This is a genomic window from Bradyrhizobium sp. WSM4874, assembly GCF_055811835.1.
The window spans coordinates 60,449-82,746 of the sequence record NZ_JBVVPR010000036.1; the positions used below are offsets into that span (position 1 = coordinate 60,449).

At 64.7% G+C, this 22,298-nt stretch carries 19 protein-coding genes and 1 pseudogene; 3 read left to right on the plus strand and 17 right to left on the minus strand.

Going from position 1 to position 22,298, the window contains the following annotated elements:
- Positions 1 to 63: 63 nt before the first annotated feature.
- The 14 genes and pseudogenes from AC0L3P_RS29210 to murJ form a co-directional block, all read right to left on the minus strand.
- Positions 64 to 477 (minus strand): helix-turn-helix domain-containing protein, encoded by a 414-nt coding sequence (locus tag AC0L3P_RS29210; protein ID WP_007598327.1) that lies wholly within the window; start codon positions 475 to 477, stop codon positions 64 to 66.
- A gap of 210 nt (positions 478 to 687) precedes the next feature.
- Entirely contained in the window at positions 688 to 2,301 is a 1,614-nt protein-coding gene (gene lnt / locus AC0L3P_RS29215) for an apolipoprotein N-acyltransferase (protein WP_275168762.1), read from the minus strand.
- A complete protein-coding gene (locus tag AC0L3P_RS29220; protein WP_473307264.1) occupies positions 2,298 to 3,416 on the minus strand; it encodes a hemolysin family protein in 1,119 nt (372 codons plus the stop codon). Before AC0L3P_RS29220 ends, lnt begins: the two co-directional genes overlap by 4 nt.
- Before the next feature lies 1 nt (position 3,417).
- Positions 3,418 to 3,927 carry an rRNA maturation RNase YbeY gene (ybeY, locus tag AC0L3P_RS29225; RefSeq protein WP_473307267.1) on the minus strand — a complete coding sequence of 170 codons (510 nt, stop codon included), beginning with the start codon at positions 3,925 to 3,927 and terminating at the stop codon, positions 3,418 to 3,420.
- Positions 3,928 to 3,988: 61 nt separating this feature from the next.
- The gene (locus AC0L3P_RS29230; protein WP_219678884.1) at positions 3,989 to 5,047 is read right to left on the minus strand and encodes a PhoH family protein; all 1,059 of its coding nucleotides are present in this window, start codon (positions 5,045 to 5,047) and stop codon (positions 3,989 to 3,991) included.
- 4 nt (positions 5,048 to 5,051) lie between these two features.
- Entirely contained in the window at positions 5,052 to 6,440 is a 1,389-nt protein-coding gene (miaB, locus tag AC0L3P_RS29235) for a tRNA (N6-isopentenyl adenosine(37)-C2)-methylthiotransferase MiaB (protein ID WP_473307270.1), read from the minus strand.
- Positions 6,441 to 6,632: 192 nt separating this feature from the next.
- Positions 6,633 to 7,312 (minus strand): annotated as a pseudogene (locus tag AC0L3P_RS29240) (HAD family hydrolase).
- A complete protein-coding gene (locus AC0L3P_RS29245; RefSeq protein WP_007598312.1) occupies positions 7,313 to 7,768 on the minus strand; it encodes a Fur family transcriptional regulator in 456 nt (151 codons plus the stop codon).
- A gap of 38 nt (positions 7,769 to 7,806) precedes the next feature.
- A complete protein-coding gene (gene rimI / locus AC0L3P_RS29250) occupies positions 7,807 to 8,292 on the minus strand; it encodes a ribosomal protein S18-alanine N-acetyltransferase (protein WP_473307272.1) in 486 nt (161 codons plus the stop codon).
- Complete coding sequence (gene tsaB / locus AC0L3P_RS29255; RefSeq protein WP_473307275.1) at positions 8,289 to 8,984, minus strand: tRNA (adenosine(37)-N6)-threonylcarbamoyltransferase complex dimerization subunit type 1 TsaB; 696 nt, start codon at positions 8,982 to 8,984, stop codon at positions 8,289 to 8,291. Before tsaB ends, rimI begins: the two co-directional genes overlap by 4 nt.
- Before the next feature lie 135 nt (positions 8,985 to 9,119).
- A complete protein-coding gene (locus tag AC0L3P_RS29260) occupies positions 9,120 to 9,689 on the minus strand; it encodes a NifU family protein (protein ID WP_275168744.1) in 570 nt (189 codons plus the stop codon).
- Positions 9,690 to 9,871: 182 nt separating this feature from the next.
- Positions 9,872 to 10,366, minus strand: coding sequence for a universal stress protein (locus AC0L3P_RS29265; protein WP_275168742.1), 495 nt, complete (start codon positions 10,364 to 10,366; stop codon positions 9,872 to 9,874).
- 107 nt (positions 10,367 to 10,473) lie between these two features.
- Positions 10,474 to 11,526, minus strand: a complete 1,053-nt coding sequence (gene trpS / locus AC0L3P_RS29270) for a tryptophan--tRNA ligase (RefSeq protein ID WP_354205755.1) — start codon at positions 11,524 to 11,526, stop codon at positions 10,474 to 10,476.
- A gap of 87 nt (positions 11,527 to 11,613) precedes the next feature.
- A complete protein-coding gene (gene murJ / locus AC0L3P_RS29275; RefSeq protein WP_473307279.1) occupies positions 11,614 to 13,164 on the minus strand; it encodes a murein biosynthesis integral membrane protein MurJ in 1,551 nt (516 codons plus the stop codon).
- Positions 13,165 to 13,289: 125 nt separating this feature from the next.
- On the opposite strand from murJ, the gene AC0L3P_RS29280 reads away from it, so the two are divergent.
- Positions 13,290 to 14,291: an adenosine kinase gene (locus tag AC0L3P_RS29280; protein WP_473307281.1), complete on the plus strand. Its 1,002-nt coding sequence runs from the start codon at positions 13,290 to 13,292 to the stop codon at positions 14,289 to 14,291.
- A 115-nt stretch (positions 14,292 to 14,406) separates the two neighbouring features.
- On the opposite strand, the gene AC0L3P_RS29285 is transcribed toward AC0L3P_RS29280, so the two are convergent.
- Together AC0L3P_RS29285 and AC0L3P_RS29290 are read right to left on the minus strand one after the other, a co-directional pair.
- A complete protein-coding gene (locus AC0L3P_RS29285) occupies positions 14,407 to 16,101 on the minus strand; it encodes an AMP-binding protein (RefSeq protein WP_473307283.1) in 1,695 nt (564 codons plus the stop codon).
- A gap of 78 nt (positions 16,102 to 16,179) precedes the next feature.
- Positions 16,180 to 17,373 carry a serine hydrolase domain-containing protein gene (locus AC0L3P_RS29290; RefSeq protein WP_473307285.1) on the minus strand — a complete coding sequence of 398 codons (1,194 nt, stop codon included), beginning with the start codon at positions 17,371 to 17,373 and terminating at the stop codon, positions 16,180 to 16,182.
- 347 nt (positions 17,374 to 17,720) lie between these two features.
- On the opposite strand from AC0L3P_RS29290, the gene AC0L3P_RS29295 reads away from it, so the two are divergent.
- Positions 17,721 to 18,041 (plus strand): hypothetical protein, encoded by a 321-nt coding sequence (locus AC0L3P_RS29295; protein WP_007603877.1) that lies wholly within the window; start codon positions 17,721 to 17,723, stop codon positions 18,039 to 18,041.
- A 110-nt stretch (positions 18,042 to 18,151) separates the two neighbouring features.
- The gene (locus AC0L3P_RS29300) at positions 18,152 to 19,645 is read left to right on the plus strand and encodes an NAD-dependent succinate-semialdehyde dehydrogenase (RefSeq protein WP_473307287.1); all 1,494 of its coding nucleotides are present in this window, start codon (positions 18,152 to 18,154) and stop codon (positions 19,643 to 19,645) included.
- Between the two features lie 212 nt (positions 19,646 to 19,857).
- Here AC0L3P_RS29300 and AC0L3P_RS29305 read toward each other — a convergent pair whose 3' ends face one another.
- A complete protein-coding gene (locus tag AC0L3P_RS29305; RefSeq protein WP_473307289.1) occupies positions 19,858 to 22,074 on the minus strand; it encodes an SLC26A/SulP transporter family protein in 2,217 nt (738 codons plus the stop codon).
- Positions 22,075 to 22,298 lie beyond the last annotated feature (224 nt).

A 22,298-nucleotide genomic window follows, 5' to 3' on the forward strand; every position in this document is an offset into this window, starting at 1 on the left:
GCGGCCACAAATGACGACATAGGCCAGATTTGACGCAGCCTCAAATCGAATTGAGATACCGCCTCAGCGCTTATCGGGGCCTTCGCGGGCCGCGATCTGCTCGACGAGATCGACGATCGAGCGGCGCATCTTGGAATCGGTGATTCGGGTGAACGCCTTGGTCAGGGCGAGTCCTTCGGAAGTCGCGAGGAAATCCGAGACGTAAGACGGCGATGCGCCTTCTGCGAAGCCGTCCGGCCCCGCCACGCCGCTCGGACCGCCCTCGAACAGGAACGACACCGGCACCTGGAGAATTTCGGCAATTTGCTGGATGCGGCTCGCGCCGACCCGGTTTGTGCCCTTTTCGTATTTCTGAACTTGTTGGAAGGTCAGGCCCAAAGCTTCACCCAGCTTTTCCTGGCTCATGCCCAACATGATGCGGCGCATCCGCACGCGACTGCCGACATATTTGTCAACAGGGTTGGGCGCTTTCGACATTTCCTCAGCCCTCCAAACATCACCTTCGGCGCAATCAGGAATGCCTCAGGTGTAAGCAACGTCAAAATCAGACCCTGTTATTGGGAAACATTGCGGAGAAATTTAGCAATACCCACTGTCTTTTGCAGCCGGGGCAGAATGAGGAGGCCGCGTGCAGTCTGTCAACCGTGGGACTACGGTTGTCAAAAGTTATCGGCCGCGGCTGCGCGATCAGAGGTGCCGTTTGGCAACACGTCGGCGGACCGCCCAAAACACGGCGAGCGCGACAAGCATGGCCGCGGGTACATCGCCCACGCGTGCATAGATGGTCGGCGGGATCGCGGCGGGCAGATCTGCATCCAAAATACCTTCGATCCCGAGACCGAGGCTGGCGACGACGCGTCCCACCGGATCGATCACTGCGGAAACGCCGGTATTGGCGGAGCGAACCAGCGGCAATCCGAGCTCGATCGCGCGCATCCGCGCCTGTTCGAGGTGTTGGTAGGGGCCGGTCGAGATTCCGAACCAGCCGTCATTGGTGAGATTCACGATCCAGCCCGGACGTTCATTGCGTCCAGCCACCTCACCGGGGAAGATAGCTTCGTAGCAGATGAGCGGCAGCGCGGACGGCGCACCGGGGACCGGGAGCGCATGCCGCACGGTGCCGGGAATGAAGCCGCCGCGCACACGCGTGAGTTGCTCGAAACCGAGCTTCTCCATCAAGCCCTGATAGGGAAGAAATTCGCCGAACGGCACCAAATGCAGCTTGTCGTACATAGAGAGCACGCTGCCGTCGTGGTCGATCACGTAAATCGAATTATAGGCGCGTGTGATCGGCGTGCCCCGCGGCAGGTCGGGCGCGCGGACCGAGCCCGTGATCAGCACCGTGCCCTTGGGCAGAAGCTCCGCGATTTGCGCCATCGCGTCGGCTTCGCGAGTCAGGAAGAACGGGAAGGCGGATTCCGGCCAGATCAGGATGGTGGCATCGCGCACGCCGGTCGATTGCGGCCCGGAGGCGCGGTCCGACAAGGCCAGATATTTCTTCATCACCTCCGCCTTGGCGGCGTAGTTGAACTTCGCGTCCTGCTGGAGATCCGGCTGCATCAGGCGCAACTTGGTGCCCGCGACCATCGTGGTCGGATGCAGCGACAGGCGGATCGCGCCGAAGATGCTCATGACAAGCAGGAGCGCCACGGCTGCGGCCGGTGCGCGCCACGCCAGGCGGCGATCGGGCGTGCGGTCGATCAGCGCCGCCGGGCTCGCGAAGATCGCAACCGTCAGGAAAGTCATGCCCCACAGGCCGATCAGCGACGCCGTTTGTGCCAGCGGCAGCGGCTCGGAGAGCGCATAGCCGAACGCGTTCCAGGGAAAGCCGGTCAGCGCATGACCGCGCAGCCATTCGGTGATGGTGAGGCTTGCCGCGAGCGCAAGCACGCGCGTCGCATTCTTGGTCCAGAGCAGGCGGGCGAGCGCAAAGCCCATTGCCGTGAATATGGAAAGATAGGCCGGCAGGCCCAGCACCGCGAACGGTGTCAGCCAGGCGAATACATCGGCATCGACGAAGAAGGCGTAGCCGATCCAGTAGAGGCCGGGCACGAAATAGCCGAGCCCGAACCAGTAGCCGGTCAGCGCCGCGGCGGGGACGCCGCGATATCGTCCGGCGCCGGCGCCGTCGATCAGCCAGACCAGCACCGGGAATGTGATGAACAGCACCGGGAAGGCGTTGAACGGCGCCAGCGCCAGCACCGAGAGCGCACCGGCAGCCATCGCGACGAGCGCGCGCTTCCATCCCCAGGTCAGGATGATGGCAAGCGCGATCTGGCGAAATCGCTGGAAAGGGCTCACTGCGGACCGGTCCCGTCGCTTGGCGGCGGGGTGGGCGTGTCGCTGGCCGTCGGCGGGCTGCCATCCGGCGCAGTCTCGCGGCGCCGGCTCTCGCGCTGGGTGCGCGGCGCGGGACGCTCCTTTCGCGTCGAGATCCGCAGTCGCTTGACCCGGCGCGGATCGGCATCGAGCACCTCGATCTCGTAATGGCCGGGGCCCGAGATCACCTCGCCACGCACCGGCAGGCGCCCGACGAAGCTGACGAGATAACCGCCCAGCGTCTCCACTTCCTCGCCGGCCTCCCCGGTGACGAAATCCTCGCCGATCACGGTGCGGACGTCGTCGAGGCTGGCGCGGGCGTCGGCGATGAAGGCGTTGTCGGGCAGCCGCACGATCGAGGGCGGCTCGTCGCTGTCATGCTCGTCGTCGATCTCGCCGACGATCTGCTCGACGATGTCCTCGAGCGAGACCAGGCCGTCGCTGCCGCCATATTCGTCGACCACCAGTGCCAGATGGATGCGGGTGGCCTGCATCTGCGCGAGCAGGTCGATCGCCCGCATCGACGGCGGCACGTAGAGCAACTTGCGGATGATGCGCGCTTCTTCGAGCGGCAGCGCGAGATCGACCGTACGCAGATCGAGCCCGGCCGGCAGCGGCTTCTTGCGCTTGGTTTTCGTGACCCCCGACACGCGCGCACGCGCGGTCATGAAGGCGAGCAGATCGCGGATATGGACGATGCCGACGGGATCGTCGAGCGTCTCGTTGTAGACCACAAGGCGCGAATGGCCGGCGCTCTCGAAGCGGTCCATCAACTCGCCGAGCGGGATGTCGCGCTTCACCGCGATGATGTCGGCGCGATGCACCATGACATCGGCGATGCGACGCTCGTGCAGGCCGAGGATGTTGCGCAGCATGGTGCGCTCGACCGTCGAGAAGCCGGTGTCGTCCGGCGTCGTGGCGTCGAGCACGACCTGGAGGTCGTCGCGCACCGAACCCGCCTTCCAGCCGAACAGGCTGCGAATGGCACGCAGCAGCCAGCCTTCCGCGGTCGGGCGCATCACCTCGCCGGGCGTTACCACGACCGGCAAATTGGCCGTAGTGCGCGGATTGTCTTGAATCGGGTCGGAATCCGGCATCTCAATGCGTCCCTGGGCGGTCGGCATAGGGGTCGGGAATGCCGAGATGAGCCAGGATCTCTCGTTCGAGCGCTTCCATTTCCTCGGCGTCGTCTTCGTTTTCGTGGTCGTAGCCGACCAGATGAAGGAAACCGTGCACGGCGAGATGGCTCAAATGATGATCGAACGGCTTTTGTTCCTCGTCCGACTCACGCCGCATGGTCTCGTAGGCGATCGCGATGTCGCCGAGCATGCGCGGGGCATCGCCCGGTTTCCAGTCGCCTTCCGGCTGCAGCGCGGGAAACGACAGCACGTTGGTCGGCTTGTCGATGCCGCGCCAGTTGCTGTTCAGCGTGCGGATGCCGGCATCATCGGTCAGCATCACCGCCACTTCCGCCTCCGCAACGTCTTCGTCGACATTCTCGGCGGCGGCCGCCACGGCGCGCTGGATCACGGCTTCGGATTCGGGCTCCCGCTGCCAGCAATCGGCGACGACGAGGACCTCGGTGATGGGAAGGTTGGAGTGTGACATTGTCCTTGTTCGGAACGAAGGGGCGCCGTCTCCGCGCCCATATGGTCCGGATGCTGTCTCGTCAGGATTTACCGGCGGCCGGCCGCTGCGGTGCCCCTTCGTAGGCGGAGACGATCCGCGCCACGAGCTCGTGGCGGATCACGTCTTCGGCCTTGAAATGAACTTGCGCAATGCCTTCGACGCCGCTCAGCAGGCGCGTCGCCTCGGCGAGGCCCGAGGTCTGGCCATTCGGCAAGTCGATCTGCGAGGGATCGCCGGTGACGATCATGCGGCTGTTCTCGCCGAGGCGGGTCAAAAACATCTTCATCTGCATCGACGTGGTATTCTGCGCCTCGTCCAGGATGATGGCCGCGTTGGTCAGCGTGCGACCGCGCATGAAGGCGAGTGGTGCGATCTCGATCTCGCCGGTCTGCAGTGCGCGCTCGACGATGCGCGCGTCCATCAGGTCATAAAGCGCGTCGTAGATCGGGCGAAGGTAAGGATCGACCTTCTCGCGGAGATCGCCGGGCAAAAAGCCGAGCCGCTCGCCGGCTTCCACCGCCGGGCGGGACAGGATGATCTTGTCGACTTCCTTGCGCTCGAACAGTTGCGCGGCATGGGCGACCGCGAGCCAGGTCTTGCCGGTGCCGGCGGGTCCGATGCCGAACACCAGTTCGTGGCGCTTCAGCGCGCGGATGTAGGAATCCTGCGCCGCAGTGCGCGCACGCACCGGGCGCTTGCGCAAATTGATGCTGTCGAAGGTGGATTTGGCCGACTTGGCGTCGAACTCGAACAGCGAGCCCTGCGCGATCACGGCTCGGATCGCGCCCTCGACCTCGCCCTGGTCGAGATCCTGTCCCTTCACGGCCTGTGCGTAGAGCGTCTCCAGCACGCGGCGCGCGGCATCGCAGCCGTCGCGCGAGCCGCCGATGGTGATGTGGTTGCCCTTGGAATCGACGACGACGCCGAGCCGCCGTTCGATCTGTGCCAGATGCTGGCCGTAAGGGCCGACCAGCGCGGATGCGGCGCGGTTGTCGTCGAAGTCGATGACGACCTGGGTCTCGGGTGGAACCTGCATGTCGCGGTCAAATTTGCGGCTAGGAGCGATGGAAGAAGACGAATCCGATGCGCTTTTGGGCAAGGGTTCAGGCTCCAGTGGCGATGGGCGATAAAGCGGGCTCGTGCGCCATGGCGAGCTCGCCGAGGAAGCTGTAGCGTTCGAGACTGTCGATCCGGACCGGCAGGATCTGTCCGATGATGTCGGGCGAAGCCATCACATGCGCGGGCTGGAGGAATGCGGTCCGGCCGACGATCTGGCCATCCTTGCGGGCCGGACGCTCGAACAGCACATCGACCGTTGAGCCAATCGCAGCCTTGTTGAAGGCCGATTGCTGGCTGTCGATCAGTTCCTGGAGCCGCTCCAATCGCTGGTCCATCTCGGAGGGGGACACCGTCTCCTGCATGTCCGCGGCCGGCGTTCCCGGCCGGGCGGAGTATTTGAACGAATACGCCGCAGCGTAGCCGATTTGCGTGACAAGCGCGAGGGTCGCGAGAAAATCTTGCTCGCTCTCGCCCGGGAAGCCGACGATAAAATCTGATGAGAAAGCAATGTCTTGGCGTGCGGCCCGGAAACGGTCGACGACACGCCGATAATCATCGGCGGTATGTTTCCGGTTCATGGCGGCCAGAATCCGGTCCGAGCCCGACTGCACCGGCAGGTGCACGAACGGCATCAGCGCGCCGAGATCGCGATGGGCTGCAATCAAACTGTCGTCGACATCGCGGGGATGGCTGGTCGAATAGCGCAGCCGCGCGATGCCCGGGAGCGCGGCGAGGTGCTCCAGCAGCCTGCCGAGCGGCCAGCTTTTTCCGTCCGGCCCCTCGCCGTGATAGGCGTTGACGTTCTGTCCGATCAGCGTGAGCTCGCGCACGCCGTTCTCAGCGAGGCGCTTCACGTCTTCGACGATCTTTGCCACCGGCCGCGAGACTTCCGAGCCACGCGTGTAGGGCACGACGCAGAAGGTGCAGAACTTGTCGCAGCCTTCCTGGACTGTGACGAAAGCGGAAATGCCGCGGGCGCGGATCGCGGCGGGCTTGGGCTGAGCGAGGAAGCCGAACTTGTCCTGAGCCGGGAATTCGGTCTCGATGGCGCGGCCCTCATGGCCGGCGCGCTTCAACAGCTGCGGCAAATGATGATAGCTCTGCGGTCCCACCACGACGTCGACCGCGGGTGCACGGAGCACGATCTCCTCGCCTTCGGCCTGTGCCACGCAGCCCGCGACCGCGATCTGCATGGTGCGCCCGTCGCGCGCGGCGGCGTCCTTGGCGACGCGCAGGCGGCCGAGCTCCGAATAGACCTTTTCCGAGGCCTTCTCCCGGATATGGCAGGTATTGAGGATGACGAGGTCGGCGTCATCAGCGCTGGCCGTCTCCACGAATCCTTCCGGGGCCAGCGTGTCCACCATGCGCTGGGCATCGTAGACGTTCATCTGGCAGCCATATGATTTGATGTGCAGCTTGCGCGGCGGCGTCATGGAATCCGGAAATGAGGTGGGAGGACCGCCCTCAGATATAGGCTGGAGCCGCGAAAATCCAGCGATTGGGGGGTCTTTTCGGTCGTCATTCGGGGCGCGACGCGGTCGCGAACCCGGAATCCAGAGGTTTTGGCACGAAATTCCGGGTTCGATGCTGGCCCATCGCCCCGGAATGACGCCGAGAGGAGGGATTCAGCCCGCCAGGGTTTCCGTCGCGACCCGCCGGACCAGTTCCGGCAATTGCCGCATATCGTCGAACGTCAATCCGGCCCCGGCGGCGCGTAGTCTTTCAGCGTGGCCTGGCGGGCAATGGCTGCCGCCGTGAAAGCCCAGCACCGTCATGCCGGCGGCATGCGCACCGGTCACCCCGGGGACGCTGTCCTCGATCACGAGGCACCGCTCCGGCGCGAATTTCATCTGCGCGGCGGCGAACAGGAAAAGATCGGGCGCGGGCTTGCCGCGTGCGACCTGGCTCGCGGAAAAGATGTTGGGAGCAAGCAAATCGTAGAGACCGGCGCAGGTCAGGCCATGGTGGATCTTCTCCGGCGTGCCGCTCGACGCAACGCATTTGGGCAAATCGATTGCGCCAATCGCTGCGGCCACATGGGTGATCGGCTGCAAATCGCTGGCATAGAATTGCAGCGTCGCCGCATTCACTTGGCTCTCGATATCGTCGGGAAGATTGCGGCCGATCTCCTGTTCGACCATTCGCCGTGCGTCCTTCTCGGATACGCCGAGGAAGCGGACCAGCACCTGCTCCGATGTGATCGGATAGCCGTGCCTCGACAGCACATCAGCATGCGCGCGACAGGAGATCCCTCGCTGTCCACGAGAACGCCGTCGCAATCGAAGATGACGAGATCGATCGGCACTTAACTTGTGGGTTTGTCGTCGTCGAGCGGGACGCAATAGAGCTCGAGCCGATGATCGACCAGCTTGTAACCGAGCTTGCGGGCGATCTCCGCCTGGAGCTTCTCGATCTCCTCGGAGGTGAACTCGATCACCTTGCCGTCGCGCAGGTTGATGAGGTGGTCGTGATGGCTGTCGCGCATCTGCTCGTAGCGCGCGCGGCCTTCGCGGAAATCATGGCGTTCGATGATGCCTGCATCCTCGAACAGTTTGACGGTACGATACACGGTCGAGATCGAGATCTTGTCGTCGACGGCGACACAGCGGCGGTAGAGTTCCTCGACATCGGGATGATCGACCGCCTCCGCGAGCACGCGGGCGATGACACGGCGCTGCTCGGTCATGCGCATGCCCGTGGCGGCACAGCGCGCCTCGATGCCGGACGCCTTGGAAGCGGGGGAAGGTTTAAGACCAGTCATGTGATGTCCGCCTGACGGGGCGCTTTCTGCCATCAATGTTACGACAAGTCACGTCGCATCAGAAGTGCGTTCAATTGTTCCCCGTTCGGCTGCTTATAGTAGCGATCGCGGCGTCCGACCACCATGAATCCGGCTCGATCGTAGAGCCGCCGCGCCGGCTGGTTATTTTCCTCGACCTCGAGAAATATTGTGCGCACGCCGCGTCCTGCCAGGTGGCCGAGATGGGTCATCAGCAGCGTACGAGAGAGGCCGCGGCCGCGATGGGCCTGATCGACCGCGATCGAGAGGATCTCCGCTTCGTCCGCGCCGATCCGCGACACCGCGAAGCCCACGGTCTTGCCGCCGAGGCGCAACCGGTGCACCAGCGTGTTGCGCTCGCTGAGCATGCTCTCGAACTCGCCTTCGCCCCAACCGCGTGCGAAGGAGGCGCCGTGGAGCTGCGCGAGCCGTGCGACGTCACGTGCGACAGCCGGCTCGACGACGGCCGTGCCGCCGCGCCACCATTCCGAGAACCATCTCATCATGAGCTTGCGGCTTGTGCTGCAAGCGGCAGTTGTGCGGACGGCTTTGCGTCGGGCGCCCGCAGATAGAACGGCCGCGCCGGATTTGTCGCGGGATCGGCCGCGGCGCCAAGCCATGCGACCCAGCCGATGTCGGGCGCGGGCTGCGCGTCGACCGCGATCGGCTGCGGCATATCTTTCGGCCAGCGCTCGGCGAGGATCTTCGCGGCATTGCCGACCAGATGCGGCGCGCCGAATTGCGAAGCCGCGATCGCCTCGTCGATGGGAGCGACGCCCGGCCGTACCAGCTGGCTGCCGTCACCGGCCACGATCTGGAAATAGACGTGGTCGTGCCGCGCGTCGATCGCCGAGATCACCGGCGCCGCCCCGCTCTGGCCAACGACGGCGGCGGCATAGGCCGACAAGGTGGTCAGGCCGACGGCGGGCCGCTTCGCGGCAAGCGCAAGGCCGCGGGCCGCCGAAATGCCGACGCGCAGGCCGGTGAAACTTCCGGGGCCCATGGTGACCGCGATGCGGTCGAGCGCGGTGAAGGCGAGATTGGCTGAGTGCATCACGCGCGCGATCATCGGCATCAGCGCTTCGGCGTGGCCGCGCTTCATCAGAAGCTGCTCCTGCGCGAGGAGCTGCCCGGAATCGGTGTCGAGAACGGCAACCGCGCACGCTTCCAGCGCGGTATCGATGGCGAGGATCAGCATGGAACGATCATAGCATCATCCCGGTCGTCATGGCCGGGCTTGACCCGGCCATCCACGACTTTGCGCCCCAAGAACGTGGATGCCCGGGACAAGCCCGGGCATGACGGAGTCCAATTGAGGGGTCGCGCGTGCAATTTACATCGGCCGGACTTCGACCACGTCGGGGACGAAGTGCTTGAGCAGGTTCTGGATGCCGTGCTGGAGCGTTGCGGTCGATGACGGGCAGCCGGCGCAAGAGCCCTTCATGTTGAGATAGACGATACCGTCCTTGAAGCCGCGGAAAGTGATGTCGCCGCCGTCATTGGCGACCGCCGGCCGCACGCGGGTCTCGATCAGATCCTTGATCATGTCGACCGTCTCGGCATCGGCCTCGTCGAAGAATTCGTCCTCGTCGTCGAGATCGACATCGCTCGCGGCCGCACCGTCGGCGAGCAGCGGCGCGCCGGACATGTAGTGCTCCATGATGGCGCCGAGGATCGCGGGCTTGAGCTGTTGCCATTCACCGTTTGCCTTGGTCACGGTGATGAAGTCCGATCCGTAGAACACGCCGGTAACGCCGGGGACCTCGAACAGCTTTTCGGCGAGCGGCGAGCGTGCGGCCGATTCGCGGCTCGCAAATTCCATCGGTCCGCCGTCGACCACGACGCGGCCGGGAATGAACTTCAGCGTGGCGGGATTGGGGGTGGCTTCGGTTTGAATGAACATGGTTTTCTCCAGACGTCGCCGGTTCAAGGCCGGCGCGTGCTCTATCCACTAGCAGATGGCGACGGCGAACGCACGGTCAAGGGGTAAGTTGGCCGTTCACCTGTTATATCAGCGGGTTAGTGTAGAGGTGCCAAACTCCCGCGGCGTCATGGCCGGGAGCCCGGGCATGACGAGGGCCTGGGTTACGACAGCGAATCCACGCTCTGGTCGCTCAGCGCGCCGGAAATGACCGTCACCGGCACCGGGAACGTGCCCAGCGCGTGCGCGAGCAGGTTGACCAACGGCCCCGGGCCCTCCGCGCCGGGGTTCGCTGCGAGCACCAGCATGGCGATGTCGGGGTCCTCGTCGATCACCGCCAGCAGCTGTTCCATGGCGCCGCCTTCGCGGATCACCCGTTCCGGCGTGATCGCGGCGATGCCGTTGGCGCGGCCGGCGGCACGGTCGAGCGCGGCTTCTGCCGCCTCTTGCGCTTCAGCGCGCATGATGTCGGCGACCCCCAGCCATTCCTGGCTCTGCTGTTCGGGCTCGATGATGCGGAGCATCACCACGCCGCCGCCGGCGCGGATCGCCCAGCGGCTGGCATAGTAGACCGCGCGATCCCATTCGGCGGTGTCGTCGACGATGACGAGGCATTTGGGCTTGTGACCCGGCTCGAAGCAAAGTCGCTTGCTGGTCATGCATGTCCCGGAATGTGCACGGCTGACATGCTGCCACACTCCGTCGTGCTTGGGGAGAGCAGAAGCGGCCGGCGCGGTGGCGTCGGCCGCGTTTGCGCGAACGCGCCTTAGCGCGGGCGAATGAAGCCGACGATGTCCTTCGAGAGCTTCATGGTCTCGTCGGCGATCGCGCGGGCCCGGTCGGCGCCGTCGTTCAGGATCGCGTCGATATGGCCGGGGTCGGCGACGAGGCGCTTCATCTCGCCGGCGATCGGCGCGAGTTTGGTGACGCACAGCTCCACCAGCGCATTCTTGAAGCTGGAGAACTGGCCGCCGCCGAAATCCCTGAGCACGTCGGCCTTGGAGCGGCCCGAGAGGGCTGCGTAGATGCCGACGAGATTGTCGGCCTCGGGGCGCGCTTCCAGACCCTTCTCCTCGGTCGGCAGCGGCTCGGGGTCCGTCTTGGCCTTGCGCACCTTCTGCGCGATGGTGTCGGCGTCGTCGGTCAAATTGATGCGCGAATTATCGGACGCGTCCGACTTCGACATCTTCTTGGTGCCGTCGCGCAAGCTCATCACGCGCGTCGCCGGGCCCGTGATCAGGGGCTCCGGCAGCGGGAAGAACAGACCGTCATTGGCGCCGAGGTTGCGGATCGAGTCGCCGAAGTCGTTGTTGAACTTCTGCGCGATGTCGCGCGAGAGCTCGAGATGCTGCTTCTGGTCCTCGCCGACCGGCACGTGGGTGGCGCGGTAGAGCAGAATGTCGGCCGCCATCAGCACGGGATAGTCGAACAGCCCGACGGATGCGTTCTCGCGGTCCTTGCCGGCCTTCTCCTTGAACTGGGTCATGCGACCCAGCCAGCCCATGCGCGCGACGCAGTTGAAGATCCAGGCGAGCTCGGCATGGCCCGAGACCTGGCTCTGGTTGAACACGATGTGCTTCTTGGGATCGATGCCGCTGGCGATGAACGCCGCGGTCACCTCGCGGGTGTTGCGCGCGAGCTCGACCGGTCCGCCCCAGACGTCCACGCCCTGCGTGATCGCGTGCATGTCGACGACGCAATAGATGCAGTTGTGGGTTTCCTGCATCTTCACGAAGTTGACGATCGCGCCGAGATAATTGCCGAGGTGCAGATTGCCCGTCGGCTGGACGCCCGAAAAAACCCGTTCAACGAATGGCATGGTTAGCTGTCCTGGCAAGCTTTCCTGGAGACAATCGGGCGTCGTTTCCAACAGCGGCGCTGCCCCGTCAAGGGTATTTCGCTAACCTCAGGCGCCGGGATCGGGCTGGGCGGGGCGCTTCAAGGCACCGGCCGCCTCGCGCCAGGACGCGACGCCGAGGATTTGCAGGAGCAAGCCATAGACGACGATTCCGGCGCCGATCTGTGAGCCCAGCGCAATGAAGCGGATGAGCCCATGGGCCTCCGAAGGCAAGAGGCCCGCGGTCAGCCAGAGCAGGGCGCCCATGACGAGCGCGGCGAGCACGATTCGCGGCAGCCGTTTGCGGGCGGCGGCATCGACCGAGAAGCCGAATTCACTGCTGCCTTTCCGGAGCAGCGAGATCGCACTGCTCCAGGCGCCGGCGGCAATGCTGGCGGCGATCCCGCTTGCGCCGAGGAAGTGACTGAGCAGGATCGCGAGCGCGACCGCGACCACGAACCCCTTCGCTGTCGCCAGCAGCGGCGTCATGGTGTCGCTACGGGCAAAATAGGCCGGGGACAGCGCCTTGATCAGCACGTGAGCCGGCAGTCCCAGCGCCAGCCACATCAGGGCGTGCGCCGTGGCCGCGCTGTCCTCCGCGCCAAAGGCACCGTGTTCGAACAGCAGCCGCACGATCGGCTCGGCGAGTACGATCAGGCCGAACGTCGCCGGCAGCGCCAGCCCGGTCGCGAGTTCCAGTGCGCGCGATTCCGCATGCGCAACCGCATTACGATCGCCGCTCCTCACCGCGCGCGTCAGCTCCGGCACCAGCACCGTACCCATGGCGACCCCGACAATGCCAAGCGGCAGCTCGATCAGACGGTTGGCGAAATAGAGCCAGGAGACCGCGGCGGGCGTGGCGGAGGCGATGATCGCGCCGGCCACCATCAGCCATTGCGGGCCGGAGCTTGCGATCATGCCCGGGATCGCCTTGGCGAAGAAGCCGCGCATGTCCTTGTCGAAGCTCACGCGCAGCGGTGTCGCCAGACGCGCGCTTCGCTGCGACAGCAGCATCAGGAGCTGCAATAGGCCGGCGATGCCGACGGTGGCCGCCAGCATCCACGCGGCGACGATTGCATCGGCGTGCCACAGCAGGAGTGCTGCGATCGCGGCGATCAGGGCGATGTTGAACAGCAGCGGCGAGAACGCGGTGAGTGCAAAGCGCCCCTGCGCATTGAGCAGGCCCATCAGCACCGTGACGGGTCCCGCGAAGGCGAGATATGGCAGCATCAGCCGCGCATTCTGGACGGCGAGATCGAGCGATGCGCTGCCGACGAAGCCCGGCGCGATGATCATGATGATCAGCGGCATCAGCAGTGCAATCACGATCGAGATCGCGATCAGGCCCGCGCTCACGGTGCCGAGCACGCGTCCCGCGAACGCCGCCGCAGCCGCCTCGCCTTCGCGGTCACCAACGCGCAGCCAGGCTGGGATCAACGCCGCATTCAGCGCCCCCTCGCTGAGCAGGCGCCGCACCACATTGACGAGCTGAAATGCCGCCAGAAACGCGTCCGCCAGGGCGCCGGTGCCGAGCAGCGCCGCGATCAGGGAATCGCGTGCAAAGCCCAGCAGCCGTGAAGCCAGCGTCCCCGTCGAGACGGTCAGGAAGGAGCGGATCATTGGAACTGCATAATACCGTTGCTTGCCCGCGAAGGGCCGGTCGTGATAGGCCGCGAGCCAGATTTCAGACCGACAGGAAGCGGATTTCCGCGGGTATCGCAATCCGCCAAACAGGATCAAGGTGAATGGCTGACGTGAAATATGACGTTCTCGGCATTGGCAACGCGCTGTTCGACGTGCTGGTCAAGACCGATGAAGCCTTCTTGGGCAAGCACGGCATGACCAAGGGCAGCATGTCCCTGATCGACGAGGCGCGGGCCGCCGCCATCTACAAGGACATGGGCCCGGCAACGGAAGTTTCCGGCGGTTCGGCTGCCAACACCATCGTCGGCATCGGCAGCCTCGGGGCGCGCGCCGCCTATGTCGGCAAGGTCAAGGACGACCAGATCGGGAAGCTCTACGTCCACGATATCCGCGCGGCCGGCGTCGCCTTCAACACGCCCGCGGCGAAGGACGGCCCTGCGACCGGCTGCTCCTACATCCTGGTGACAGATGATGGCGAGCGCACCATGAACACCTATCTCGGCGCCGCGCAGGACCTGTCGCCCGCCGATATCGACCCGGCCGAGATCGCCGCGGCCGGCATCGTCTACCTCGAGGGCTATCTCTGGGACCCCAAGAACGCCAAGGACGCCTTCGTCAAGGCGGCCAAGATCGCCCATGATGCCAAGCGCAAGGTGGCGCTGACATTGTCGGATTCCTTCTGCGTCGATCGTTACCGCGACGAGTTCCTGGGACTGATGCGCAACGGCACCGTCGATATCGTATTCGCCAACGAGTCCGAGCTGCATTCGCTCTACCAGACCTCGGACTTCGACACCGCGCTCAAGCAGCTGCGCAATGACGTCAATCTCGGCGTGGTCACGCGCAGCGAGAAAGGTTGCGTGGTGGTGACGCCAACTGACGCAGTCGCAGCGCCGGCGTCTCCGATCGCGAAACTCGTGGACACCACCGGCGCCGGCGACCTCTTCGCTGCCGGCTTCCTGTATGGCCTGGCGCGCAACCTGCCGTTCAAGCAGTGCGGCGAGCTCGGCGCGCTCGCAGCCGCCGAAGTGATCCAGCACATCGGCGCGCGTCCGCAGGTGTTGCTGAAGGAGCTCGCCGGGCAGCGCGGCCTGACCGTGTAACGCGCGTCTCTCTCCCGTCATTGCGAGGAGCGCAGCGACGAAGCAATCCAGACTGCCTCTGCGGAAAGATTCTGGATTGCTTCGCTGCGCTCGCAATGACGATTGGGTTGGCAACCTACGCCGTCTTCGCCGACTTCAGCCCCAGCCGCTGCTCGACCGCCTCGCGCATCAGGAATTTCTGGATCTTTCCGGTCACGGTCATCGGAAACTCGTCGACGAATTCCACGTATCGCGGGATCTTGTTGTGGGCGATCTGGCCGTCGCAGAAGGCGCGCACCTCTTCCATCGTCAGCTTCTCGCCGGACCTGACGCGGATCCAGGCGCAGAGCTCCTCGCCGTAGCGGGTATCCGCAACGCCAAAGATCTGCACGTCCTGGATCTTGGGATGGCGGTAGAGAAATTCCTCGATCTCGCGGGGGTAGAGGTTCTCGCCGCCGCGGATCACCATGTCCTTGATGCGGCCGACGATGTTGCAATAGCCCTGGTCATCAATGATGGCGATGTCGCCGGTATGCATCCAGCCATTGGCGTCGAGCACATCCGCGGTCTTCTCGGTCTCCTCCCAGTAGCCCAGCATCACGCTGTAGCCGCGGGTGCAGAGCTCGCCCCGTTCGCCGCGCTTGACGATCTTGCCGTCGAGATCGACGACCTTGACCTCGACATGCGGATGGATTCGCCCGACCGTCGAGACGCGGCGATCGAGCGGATCGTCGACGGCGCTCTGAAAGCTGACCGGGCTCGTCTCGGTCATGCCATAGGCGATCGTGACCTCGCCCATGTTCATCTCGCTGTTGACGCGCTTCATCACTTCGATCGGGCAGGGTGCACCGGCCATGATGCCGGTGCGCAGCGATGTCAGATCGAAGTTTGAGAATTCGCCGTGGTCGAGTTCGGCGATGAACATCGTCGGCACACCGTACAGCGCTGTGCATTTTTCCTGCTCGATCGTCCGCAGCGTCGCGAGCGGATCGAACCCCTCGCCGGGATAGACCATCGTTGCGCCGAGCGTGACTGAGGCGAGGTTGCCCATCACCATGCCGAAGCAATGATAGAGCGGCACCGGAATGCAGATGCGGTCCGCTTCGGTCAGGCGCATGGCGCGGCCGACGAAATAGCCGTTGTTGAGAATATTGTGGTGGGTCAGCGTCACGCCCTTGGGCGATCCCGTCGTTCCGCTGGTGAATTGGATGTTGACGGCATCGTCGAATTGCAGGGCGGCACTGAGCGCGGCGAGCTGCTCGCGATGCAGGGTTCCACCCATGCCGGCGACCTCGTCGAACGGGATCGTGCCCGGGCAGGCGGGGCCGCCGATCTGGATCACGATGCGCAGGGCCGGCAGCCGCGCGGCGCGCAATTGCCCGGGCTTGGCGCTCGCAAGCTCCGGCAACAGCGTGTTGAGCATATCCATGTAGTTGCTGGTCTTGAACGCCGTCGCGGTGACGATGGCGCTACATCCGACCTTGTGAAGCGCGAATTCCAGCTCGCTCAGCCGGTAGGCCGGATTGATCGTCACCAGGATGAGACCGGCCTTGGCAGCGGCGAATTGTGTCAGCGTCCATTCCGGCCGGTTCAGCGACCAGATGCCGATCCGTTCGCCGCGTTCGAGGCCGAGCGCGACAAAGCCGGCGGCGAGCGCGTCGACCCGCTCGGCAAACTCCTTCCATGTCCATCTCACGCCGTGGCTGGGCGAGACCAGCGCCTCGCGATCGCTCCAGCGCCGCGCGGCCCGATCGAGGCTGCGCCCGATCGCGTCGCCGAGCAGCGGCGTGTCGGAGATGCCGTAAACGTAACTGTCGGCTTTGTCTGCCAAAATGATGTCCTCCAGCCAGCTGTGTCACGGCCGGGACAACAAGCCCGGCCGTGACGCGTCGTGAGAGTCAGGCGCGCCTCATGCCGCCTTCTGCCCGCTGCCGGCATCGAGCCCGGCATAGACGCCGCGCTCGAAGCCGGCAAAAGCCTCGAGACACTTTGCGTCGGCGAACGGCAGCAGCTGCATCAGGATCACGCCGGTGACGTCGCGCGCCGGGTCGATCCAGTAATAGGTGTTGGCGAGGCCAGCCCAGGCAAGGCTGCCTGCGCTGCGCCCCTCGGTGGTCTTGGCGGTGTTGATCATGAAGCTGAGGCCCCACTTCTTCACCTGCTCGGGGTAGAGATCGACGTCGTTGGTGTACATCGGCGCCGCCGTGGTCATCTTGCCCATGGCGAGGTCGCCGATGTGGTTCTGCCCCATCGTCGCGACGGTCTCGGCCTTCAGCACCTGATTGCCGTTGCCGCGGCCCCTGTTCAGGATCATCTGGGTGAACCTGATGTAGTCGGCTGCGGTCGAATAAAGGCCGCCGCCACCCATGTGGAATTCGGGCTCCTGCTCGAGCTCGAACGGGATCGCGGCGAGTTGGCCATCCTCGCCGCGCGCATGCATGCCGACCAGGCGCTTGCGCATGTCGTCGGTGATCTTGAAAGCGGTATCGCTCATGCCGAGCGGTGCGAACAGATTGTCGCGCAGATAGGCATCGAGGCGCTTGCCGCTGACGGCTTCCACCGCCTTGCCGACGAAATCGATATTGGTGCCGTATTCCCAGCGCGTGCCGGGGTCGGTCATGATCGGCGTCTTCAACGCCGCGTTCTGGCAGGTGGTGATGGCGGGGATGCCGTTCTTGTCCAGATAGACCGCGAGATCGCCGTTCCACATGTTGTAGCAGAAGCCTGCCGTGTGGGTCATGAGTTGGCGCAGCGTGATCGGCCCCTTGGCCGGCCGCAGCTTGGCCTCGCCCTTGGCATCGAAACCTTCGAGCACCTGCGGCTTGGCGAGATCGGGCAACACGTCGCCGATCGGCGCATCCAGCGACAGCTTGCCTTGCTCGACGAGCTGCATCGCGCCCGCCGACGTCACCGCCTTCGTCATCGACGCGATCCAGAACACGCTGTCGGCGGTCATCGCATCCGGCTGGGACAGGTCCCGTTTGCCGAACGCGCCTTGATACAGCACGTTGGTACCGCTGGCAGCAATGGCGACGACGCCCGGAATCTCCCTGGCTTCGCTCTTCTGGCGCAGAATCTGGTCGATCTCAGCTTTGCCTTGCATACGCGTTTCCTCCGGTTTGATTATTGTTGGAAGCGATCGGATTGTCCTCCCGCGGGCGCCGCGCGGCAAGCACATCCACATACCTGCCGCGGTCGCGATGTCGTGACTTGACGGTCCGTCACCCACGCAGGACGACAACAGGCCGAACCGCAACACGTCGTCACAATCTTCGGTGGATGGCCGCAGCGAGCCGTGACCTTGGATGGCCTGGGCGAAATGTTTCGAAATTTTTCGAGCACTTGAAACATTTTGTGAGTTGTGGCGTTCAGCACCGGGCCCAATCGCGGGCCAACATTAAGACTTGATGCAAATTTGGCGGCCGCCCACCGGCCGTGAGGGGACCTCAGATGATTTCGACCTGGAGCGAATGGAAGCGCTATCCCCGTCCCGGACGGGGCGAGAACCTGGAAGCGCCGATCGCGCCCGGCATCTACGAGGTCCGCATCGCCGGCACAGGCGCGCTCTATTCGTTCGGCGCGGTCGACAATCTGGCACAGGCGCTGGCGCTGCTGCCGGTCGGTTCAAAGTCCTGGTTTGGCCGCCGCAACGCGTCCGACGTCCCCGATCTCGAGTACCGGACCTGCGCGACCTCCTCGAAGGCCGACGCCAAGGCCGCCGCCGAGCGCATGATCGGGCGGCGCGAGACCTATTTGAGCGGCGCGGCGTAAGTCCGCCTCCGAGCCTGGCTTCCAGCAGATGTGCGTTGCGGGACGGTGCATTGCGCGCCGCCTGTCCCTATATTGCGGGCGAACCTGAAAAGCCCTCTGGGAGCAACGCCATGACCCCGACCGCCACCGCTCGTGCCCAGCACGCCACGTCCAATCTGCGCGATCGGTTGAAGGACCCGTCGCTTCTGAAGGAGGCCTGCTACATCGACGGCGCCTGGGTCGGCTCGCCGGTCTTCGCCGTCAACAATCCCGCGACCGGCGTCGAGCTTGCAAAGGTTCCGCAGCTCTCCGCGGACGATGCCACCAGGGCGGTCGAAGCGGCCGAACGCGCGTTCCCGGCCTGGGCCAAGCACACCGCCAAGCAGCGCTCCAATATTTTGCGCAAATGGTTCGAGCTGATTGTCGCCAATCGCGAGGACCTCGCGCTGATCCTCACCTCCGAGCAGGGCAAGCCGCTCGCCGAAGCGCTCGGCGAGGTCGACATCGGCGCCGCCTATATCGAGTTTTTCGCCGAGGAGGCCCGCCGCGTCTATGGCGAGACCATCCCGACCCAGCGGCCCGATGCGCGCCTGCTTGCGATCAAGCAGCCGATCGGCGTCTGCGGCGCCATCACACCGTGGAATTTCCCGAACTCGATGATCACCCGAAAGGTCTCGCCGGCGCTGGCCGCGGGCTGCACCGTAGTGCTGAAGCCCGCCAACGAGACCCCACTCTCGGCCTTGGCGCTGGCCGTGCTCGCCGAGAAGGCCGGCATCCCCAAGGGCGTGCTCAACATCATCACCGGCGATGCAGCGCCGATCGGCAAGGTGTTGTGCGAGCATCCGGCCGTGCGTTTCGTCGGCTTTACCGGCTCGACCGCGGTCGGCAAGATTCTCTACCGGCAGGCCTCCGTCGGTGTGAAGCGGCTCGGCCTTGAGCTCGGCGGCAACGCGCCGTTCGTGGTGTTCGATGACGCCGATATCGATGCGGCGGTCGAAGGCGCGATTGTCTCGAAATACCGCAACATGGGCCAGACTTGCGTCTGCGCCAACCGCCTCTACGCGCAGGACAAGATCTACGACGAGTTCGTGCAGAAGCTGTCGAAGAAGGTCGCGGCGATGAAGATCGGCGACGGCACGGAAACCGGCGTCACGCAGGGTCCGCTGATCAATTTGAAAGCGGTCGACAAGGTCGAGCGCCACATCGCCGATGCCGTCAAGCGCGGCGCCAAGGTCGTCACCGGCGGCAAGCGCAGCGAACTCGGGCGCTCGTTCTTTGAGCCGACCGTCCTTGCCGACGTCAAGCCGGACTCGCTGGTGGCGCAGGAGGAAACCTTCGGCCCGCTCGCACCGGTGATCCGCTTCAAGGACGAGGCCGACGTCATCGCGATGTGCAACGCCTCGCCGTTCGGATTGGCGTCGTACTTCTACTCCCGCGATCTCGGCCGCGTCTGGCGTGTCGCCGAGGCGCTGGAATCCGGCATGGTCGGCGTCAACACTGGCCTGATCACCACGGAAGTCGCTCCCTTCGGCGGCGTCAAGGAAAGCGGCCTCGGCCGCGAAGGCTCGCATCACGGCATGGAAGAATATGTCGAGATCAAATACGTGATGATGGCGGGGGTGTAGGGCTCGCCATCATTCGCGGATGTGATGAACGCAATGCCTCCTCCAGGGTCGTCCTGGCGAAAGCCAGGACCCATTATCCCAGGGAGGCGTTTGGCGAAGATTGGTCGTCCGGTACTTCCACCGCCTGCGATAGATAGATTCCGCGGTATGGGTCCTGGCTTTCGCTAGGACGACATCCAATGTGTGGTGCGCTCGTTGCCCTACGGCGTTCGCTAGCGCCGCAACACCGCGATCGTCCGGTTCGCAAAGGTCAGCCGCTCCGCCATCACCGACACGAAATAGGTCAGCAGCTTGTGGCTGAGCGCGGGATCCTCGGTCTTGATGGCGTCGAACTGGTGCGTATTCAGCACGTAGAGCACGCTATCGACTTCGGCCTGGATGGTCGCGCTACGCGGTGCCCGTGACACCAGCCCCATCTCGCCGATCGTGGTGTAACGGCCGAGGCTGCGCACGCGCGTGGTGCGGTCGTCGTCGGCTGGAATCATGATGCCGACGCGCCCGTCGAGGATGAAATGCATGGAATCGGCGGGATCGCCGGCCTGCACGATGACCTCGCCGGCTCCGACCTCGATGCGCTGGCAGCGGCGAATCAGCTCGTCGGCGCCATCCTCGCTGCCGAGCATTCGCGTGAACCAGTCGCGCAGGCTGGCTTCTTCCTGCGCCAGCTCCTGATGCTGCGAGATGAGCTCGTTTTCGCACCATTCCAGCGCGTGATCGAGCTCGGGAATGATGGTGACGCCCTCGCCGACGAAGTCGCTGGAGCGCAGCACCTTCTCGGCCGCAGCCGACAGATGCACCAGGATCAGCTCGACGCCCAGTTCGCCAGCGCTGCGCTTGATCTGGGCAAAGCTATACGCGGCCGATGAATCGACGCCGGTGACGAGCTTGAAGTCGAACAGCAGATAGCGGCATTCGGGGCGCTCCTGCAGCAGCCGCTTGACGTGCTGGTAGAGCCGGTTGGCCGAGCCGAAGAACAGATAGCTCTGGAGATTGAGGCCTTGGATCTTGCCGCCATGGGCCAGCAGCACGTCCTGGTCGTCGCGCGAGCGGTCGAGCGAGGAGCGGTACTCCGAGCCGTCGAAACTGTATTTGATCGACTCGACCCGCGCGGCGCTGAACGCAAACGTCGCGCAGCCGATGATGACGCCGATCAGGATGCCCGGAACGAAACCCCAGGCGACGATGATCGCGATGATGGCGATCAGCGACAGATATTCCAGCTTCGACAGCCGCTTGCGCGACTCGATGATCCATTTGTGCAACTGGTCGGCGCCGAGATAGAGCAACAGGCCGCCGAGCACGAATTTGGGGATGAAGCCGAGCAGCTCGGGCGCGACAGCGAGCATCAGAAGTGACAGCGCCGCGACGGTGAGGCCGGACAGACGCCCGCGGCCGCCGCTGGAAAAATTCAGCATCGAGCGGCTGGTCGAGCTGCAGCCTGGGTAGCCGCCCAGCATGCCGGTCAGGATGTTGGCGGCGCCGGTGACGTTCAGCTCACACTCCAGATTGGCTTCGCGATGCGTGGCCACCTCGATGCCGGTGGTGTTGAACAGCGTGCTCGAGGCCGTGACGAAGATGACGGCGACGACATTGCCAAGCAGGTCCGGGATGGTAAACCAGGGATACCGTGCGAGATCGTCGGTATGCCAGGGCAGCATGAAGGCCGCTTGCGGCGGGGGCTGAAAGGTCCAGCCCAATGTGCGCGCGTCATCGAAGGAAACGCCGGTGACCCAGAACGCCAGATGCGCGGTGAGCATGCCCGCGACCAGGATGATCGGCAGTCCGAACGGGCTGCGCGAGCGGTGCCAGGTGAGATACAGCACCAGCGCCATCACGCAGGCGGCACCGAGCTCCAGCAAGATGGTGCGGTTGGCGAAGTGCGACAGTGTCGCGAATTGCAGCGGATGGTCGGTGATCACCCGGACCGCACCCATGACGATGAGAAGTCCGGTTGCGCCGAGGAAGCCGCCGACCACGGGATAAGGCACGTAGCGGATGGCGCGGCCAAGCCGCGTCAGGCCTAGTCCACACAGCACCAATCCTGTCACCATGGTCGACAGGCCGAGCGTGATCAGGATCGGCGACAGCAACGGTGCCGACAGGTTCGCCGTCTCGATGCGTTCGACCACCGAGGCGGCCAGGATACCCGTCACCGCGGCGGTCGAGCTGTCGGGGGCTGCAATCGCGAAGGGCAGGGAGCTGCCGAGCCCGATGACGGCCGCAAGCACCGCGGAGCTGACGAAAGTTGCCGTGATGCCGTAGGACAGATAGGGCGACAACGGCCCCGCGAAGATCAGCAGTGAGTAGGACAGTCCGAACGTGACGGTCAGGACGCTGGCGGCGCTCCCGCCCAATATATCGTTCAGCGCGCGCTTGAGCGCCGGATTGAGCCCGGTCGACGGAGTGAAGCCAATCGCTGGATCTGTCACGCCGTGACACTCGCTCGTGAATATTCCCCTCCGAGAGGTAGACGACTCGGACGGTAGCGCAACAAGTTTCTTTCAAATGTGGAGTACCCGACAGTTTCGGGAGCATTCGGTGAGGATGCGGTCCACGGCGTGCGAACGGCCAATCATGCGCAGCAGGCGGATGGAGAGTCACCGAGCAGGCACACATACTCGGTGTCGTCCCGGCGAAGGCCGGGACCCATACC

Coding starts and splice junctions, on each gene's coding strand:
- murJ (WP_473307279.1), bottom strand. CDS start 13,164: ATGATCCGCTCCTTCCTGACCGTCTCGACGGGGACGCTGGCTTCACGG.
- AC0L3P_RS29280 (WP_473307281.1), top strand. CDS start 13,290: ATGGCTGACGTGAAATATGACGTTCTCGGCATTGGCAACGCGCTGTTC.
- ybeY (WP_473307267.1), bottom strand. CDS start 3,927: ATGTCACACTCCAACCTTCCCATCACCGAGGTCCTCGTCGTCGCCGAT.
- AC0L3P_RS29295 (WP_007603877.1), top strand. CDS start 17,721: ATGATTTCGACCTGGAGCGAATGGAAGCGCTATCCCCGTCCCGGACGG.
- AC0L3P_RS29220 (WP_473307264.1), bottom strand. CDS start 3,416: ATGCCGGATTCCGACCCGATTCAAGACAATCCGCGCACTACGGCCAAT.
- AC0L3P_RS29300 (WP_473307287.1), top strand. CDS start 18,152: ATGACCCCGACCGCCACCGCTCGTGCCCAGCACGCCACGTCCAATCTG.
- tsaB (WP_473307275.1), bottom strand. CDS start 8,984: ATGCTGATCCTCGCCATCGATACCGCGCTGGAAGCGTGCGCGGTTGCC.
- AC0L3P_RS29290 (WP_473307285.1), bottom strand. CDS start 17,373: ATGCAAGGCAAAGCTGAGATCGACCAGATTCTGCGCCAGAAGAGCGAA.
- rimI (WP_473307272.1), bottom strand. CDS start 8,292: ATGATGAGATGGTTCTCGGAATGGTGGCGCGGCGGCACGGCCGTCGTC.
- AC0L3P_RS29245 (WP_007598312.1), bottom strand. CDS start 7,768: ATGACTGGTCTTAAACCTTCCCCCGCTTCCAAGGCGTCCGGCATCGAG.
- AC0L3P_RS29260 (WP_275168744.1), bottom strand. CDS start 9,689: ATGTTCATTCAAACCGAAGCCACCCCCAATCCCGCCACGCTGAAGTTC.
- trpS (WP_354205755.1), bottom strand. CDS start 11,526: ATGCCATTCGTTGAACGGGTTTTTTCGGGCGTCCAGCCGACGGGCAAT.
- AC0L3P_RS29210 (WP_007598327.1), bottom strand. CDS start 477: ATGTCGAAAGCGCCCAACCCTGTTGACAAATATGTCGGCAGTCGCGTG.
- AC0L3P_RS29265 (WP_275168742.1), bottom strand. CDS start 10,366: ATGACCAGCAAGCGACTTTGCTTCGAGCCGGGTCACAAGCCCAAATGC.
- miaB (WP_473307270.1), bottom strand. CDS start 6,440: ATGACGCCGCCGCGCAAGCTGCACATCAAATCATATGGCTGCCAGATG.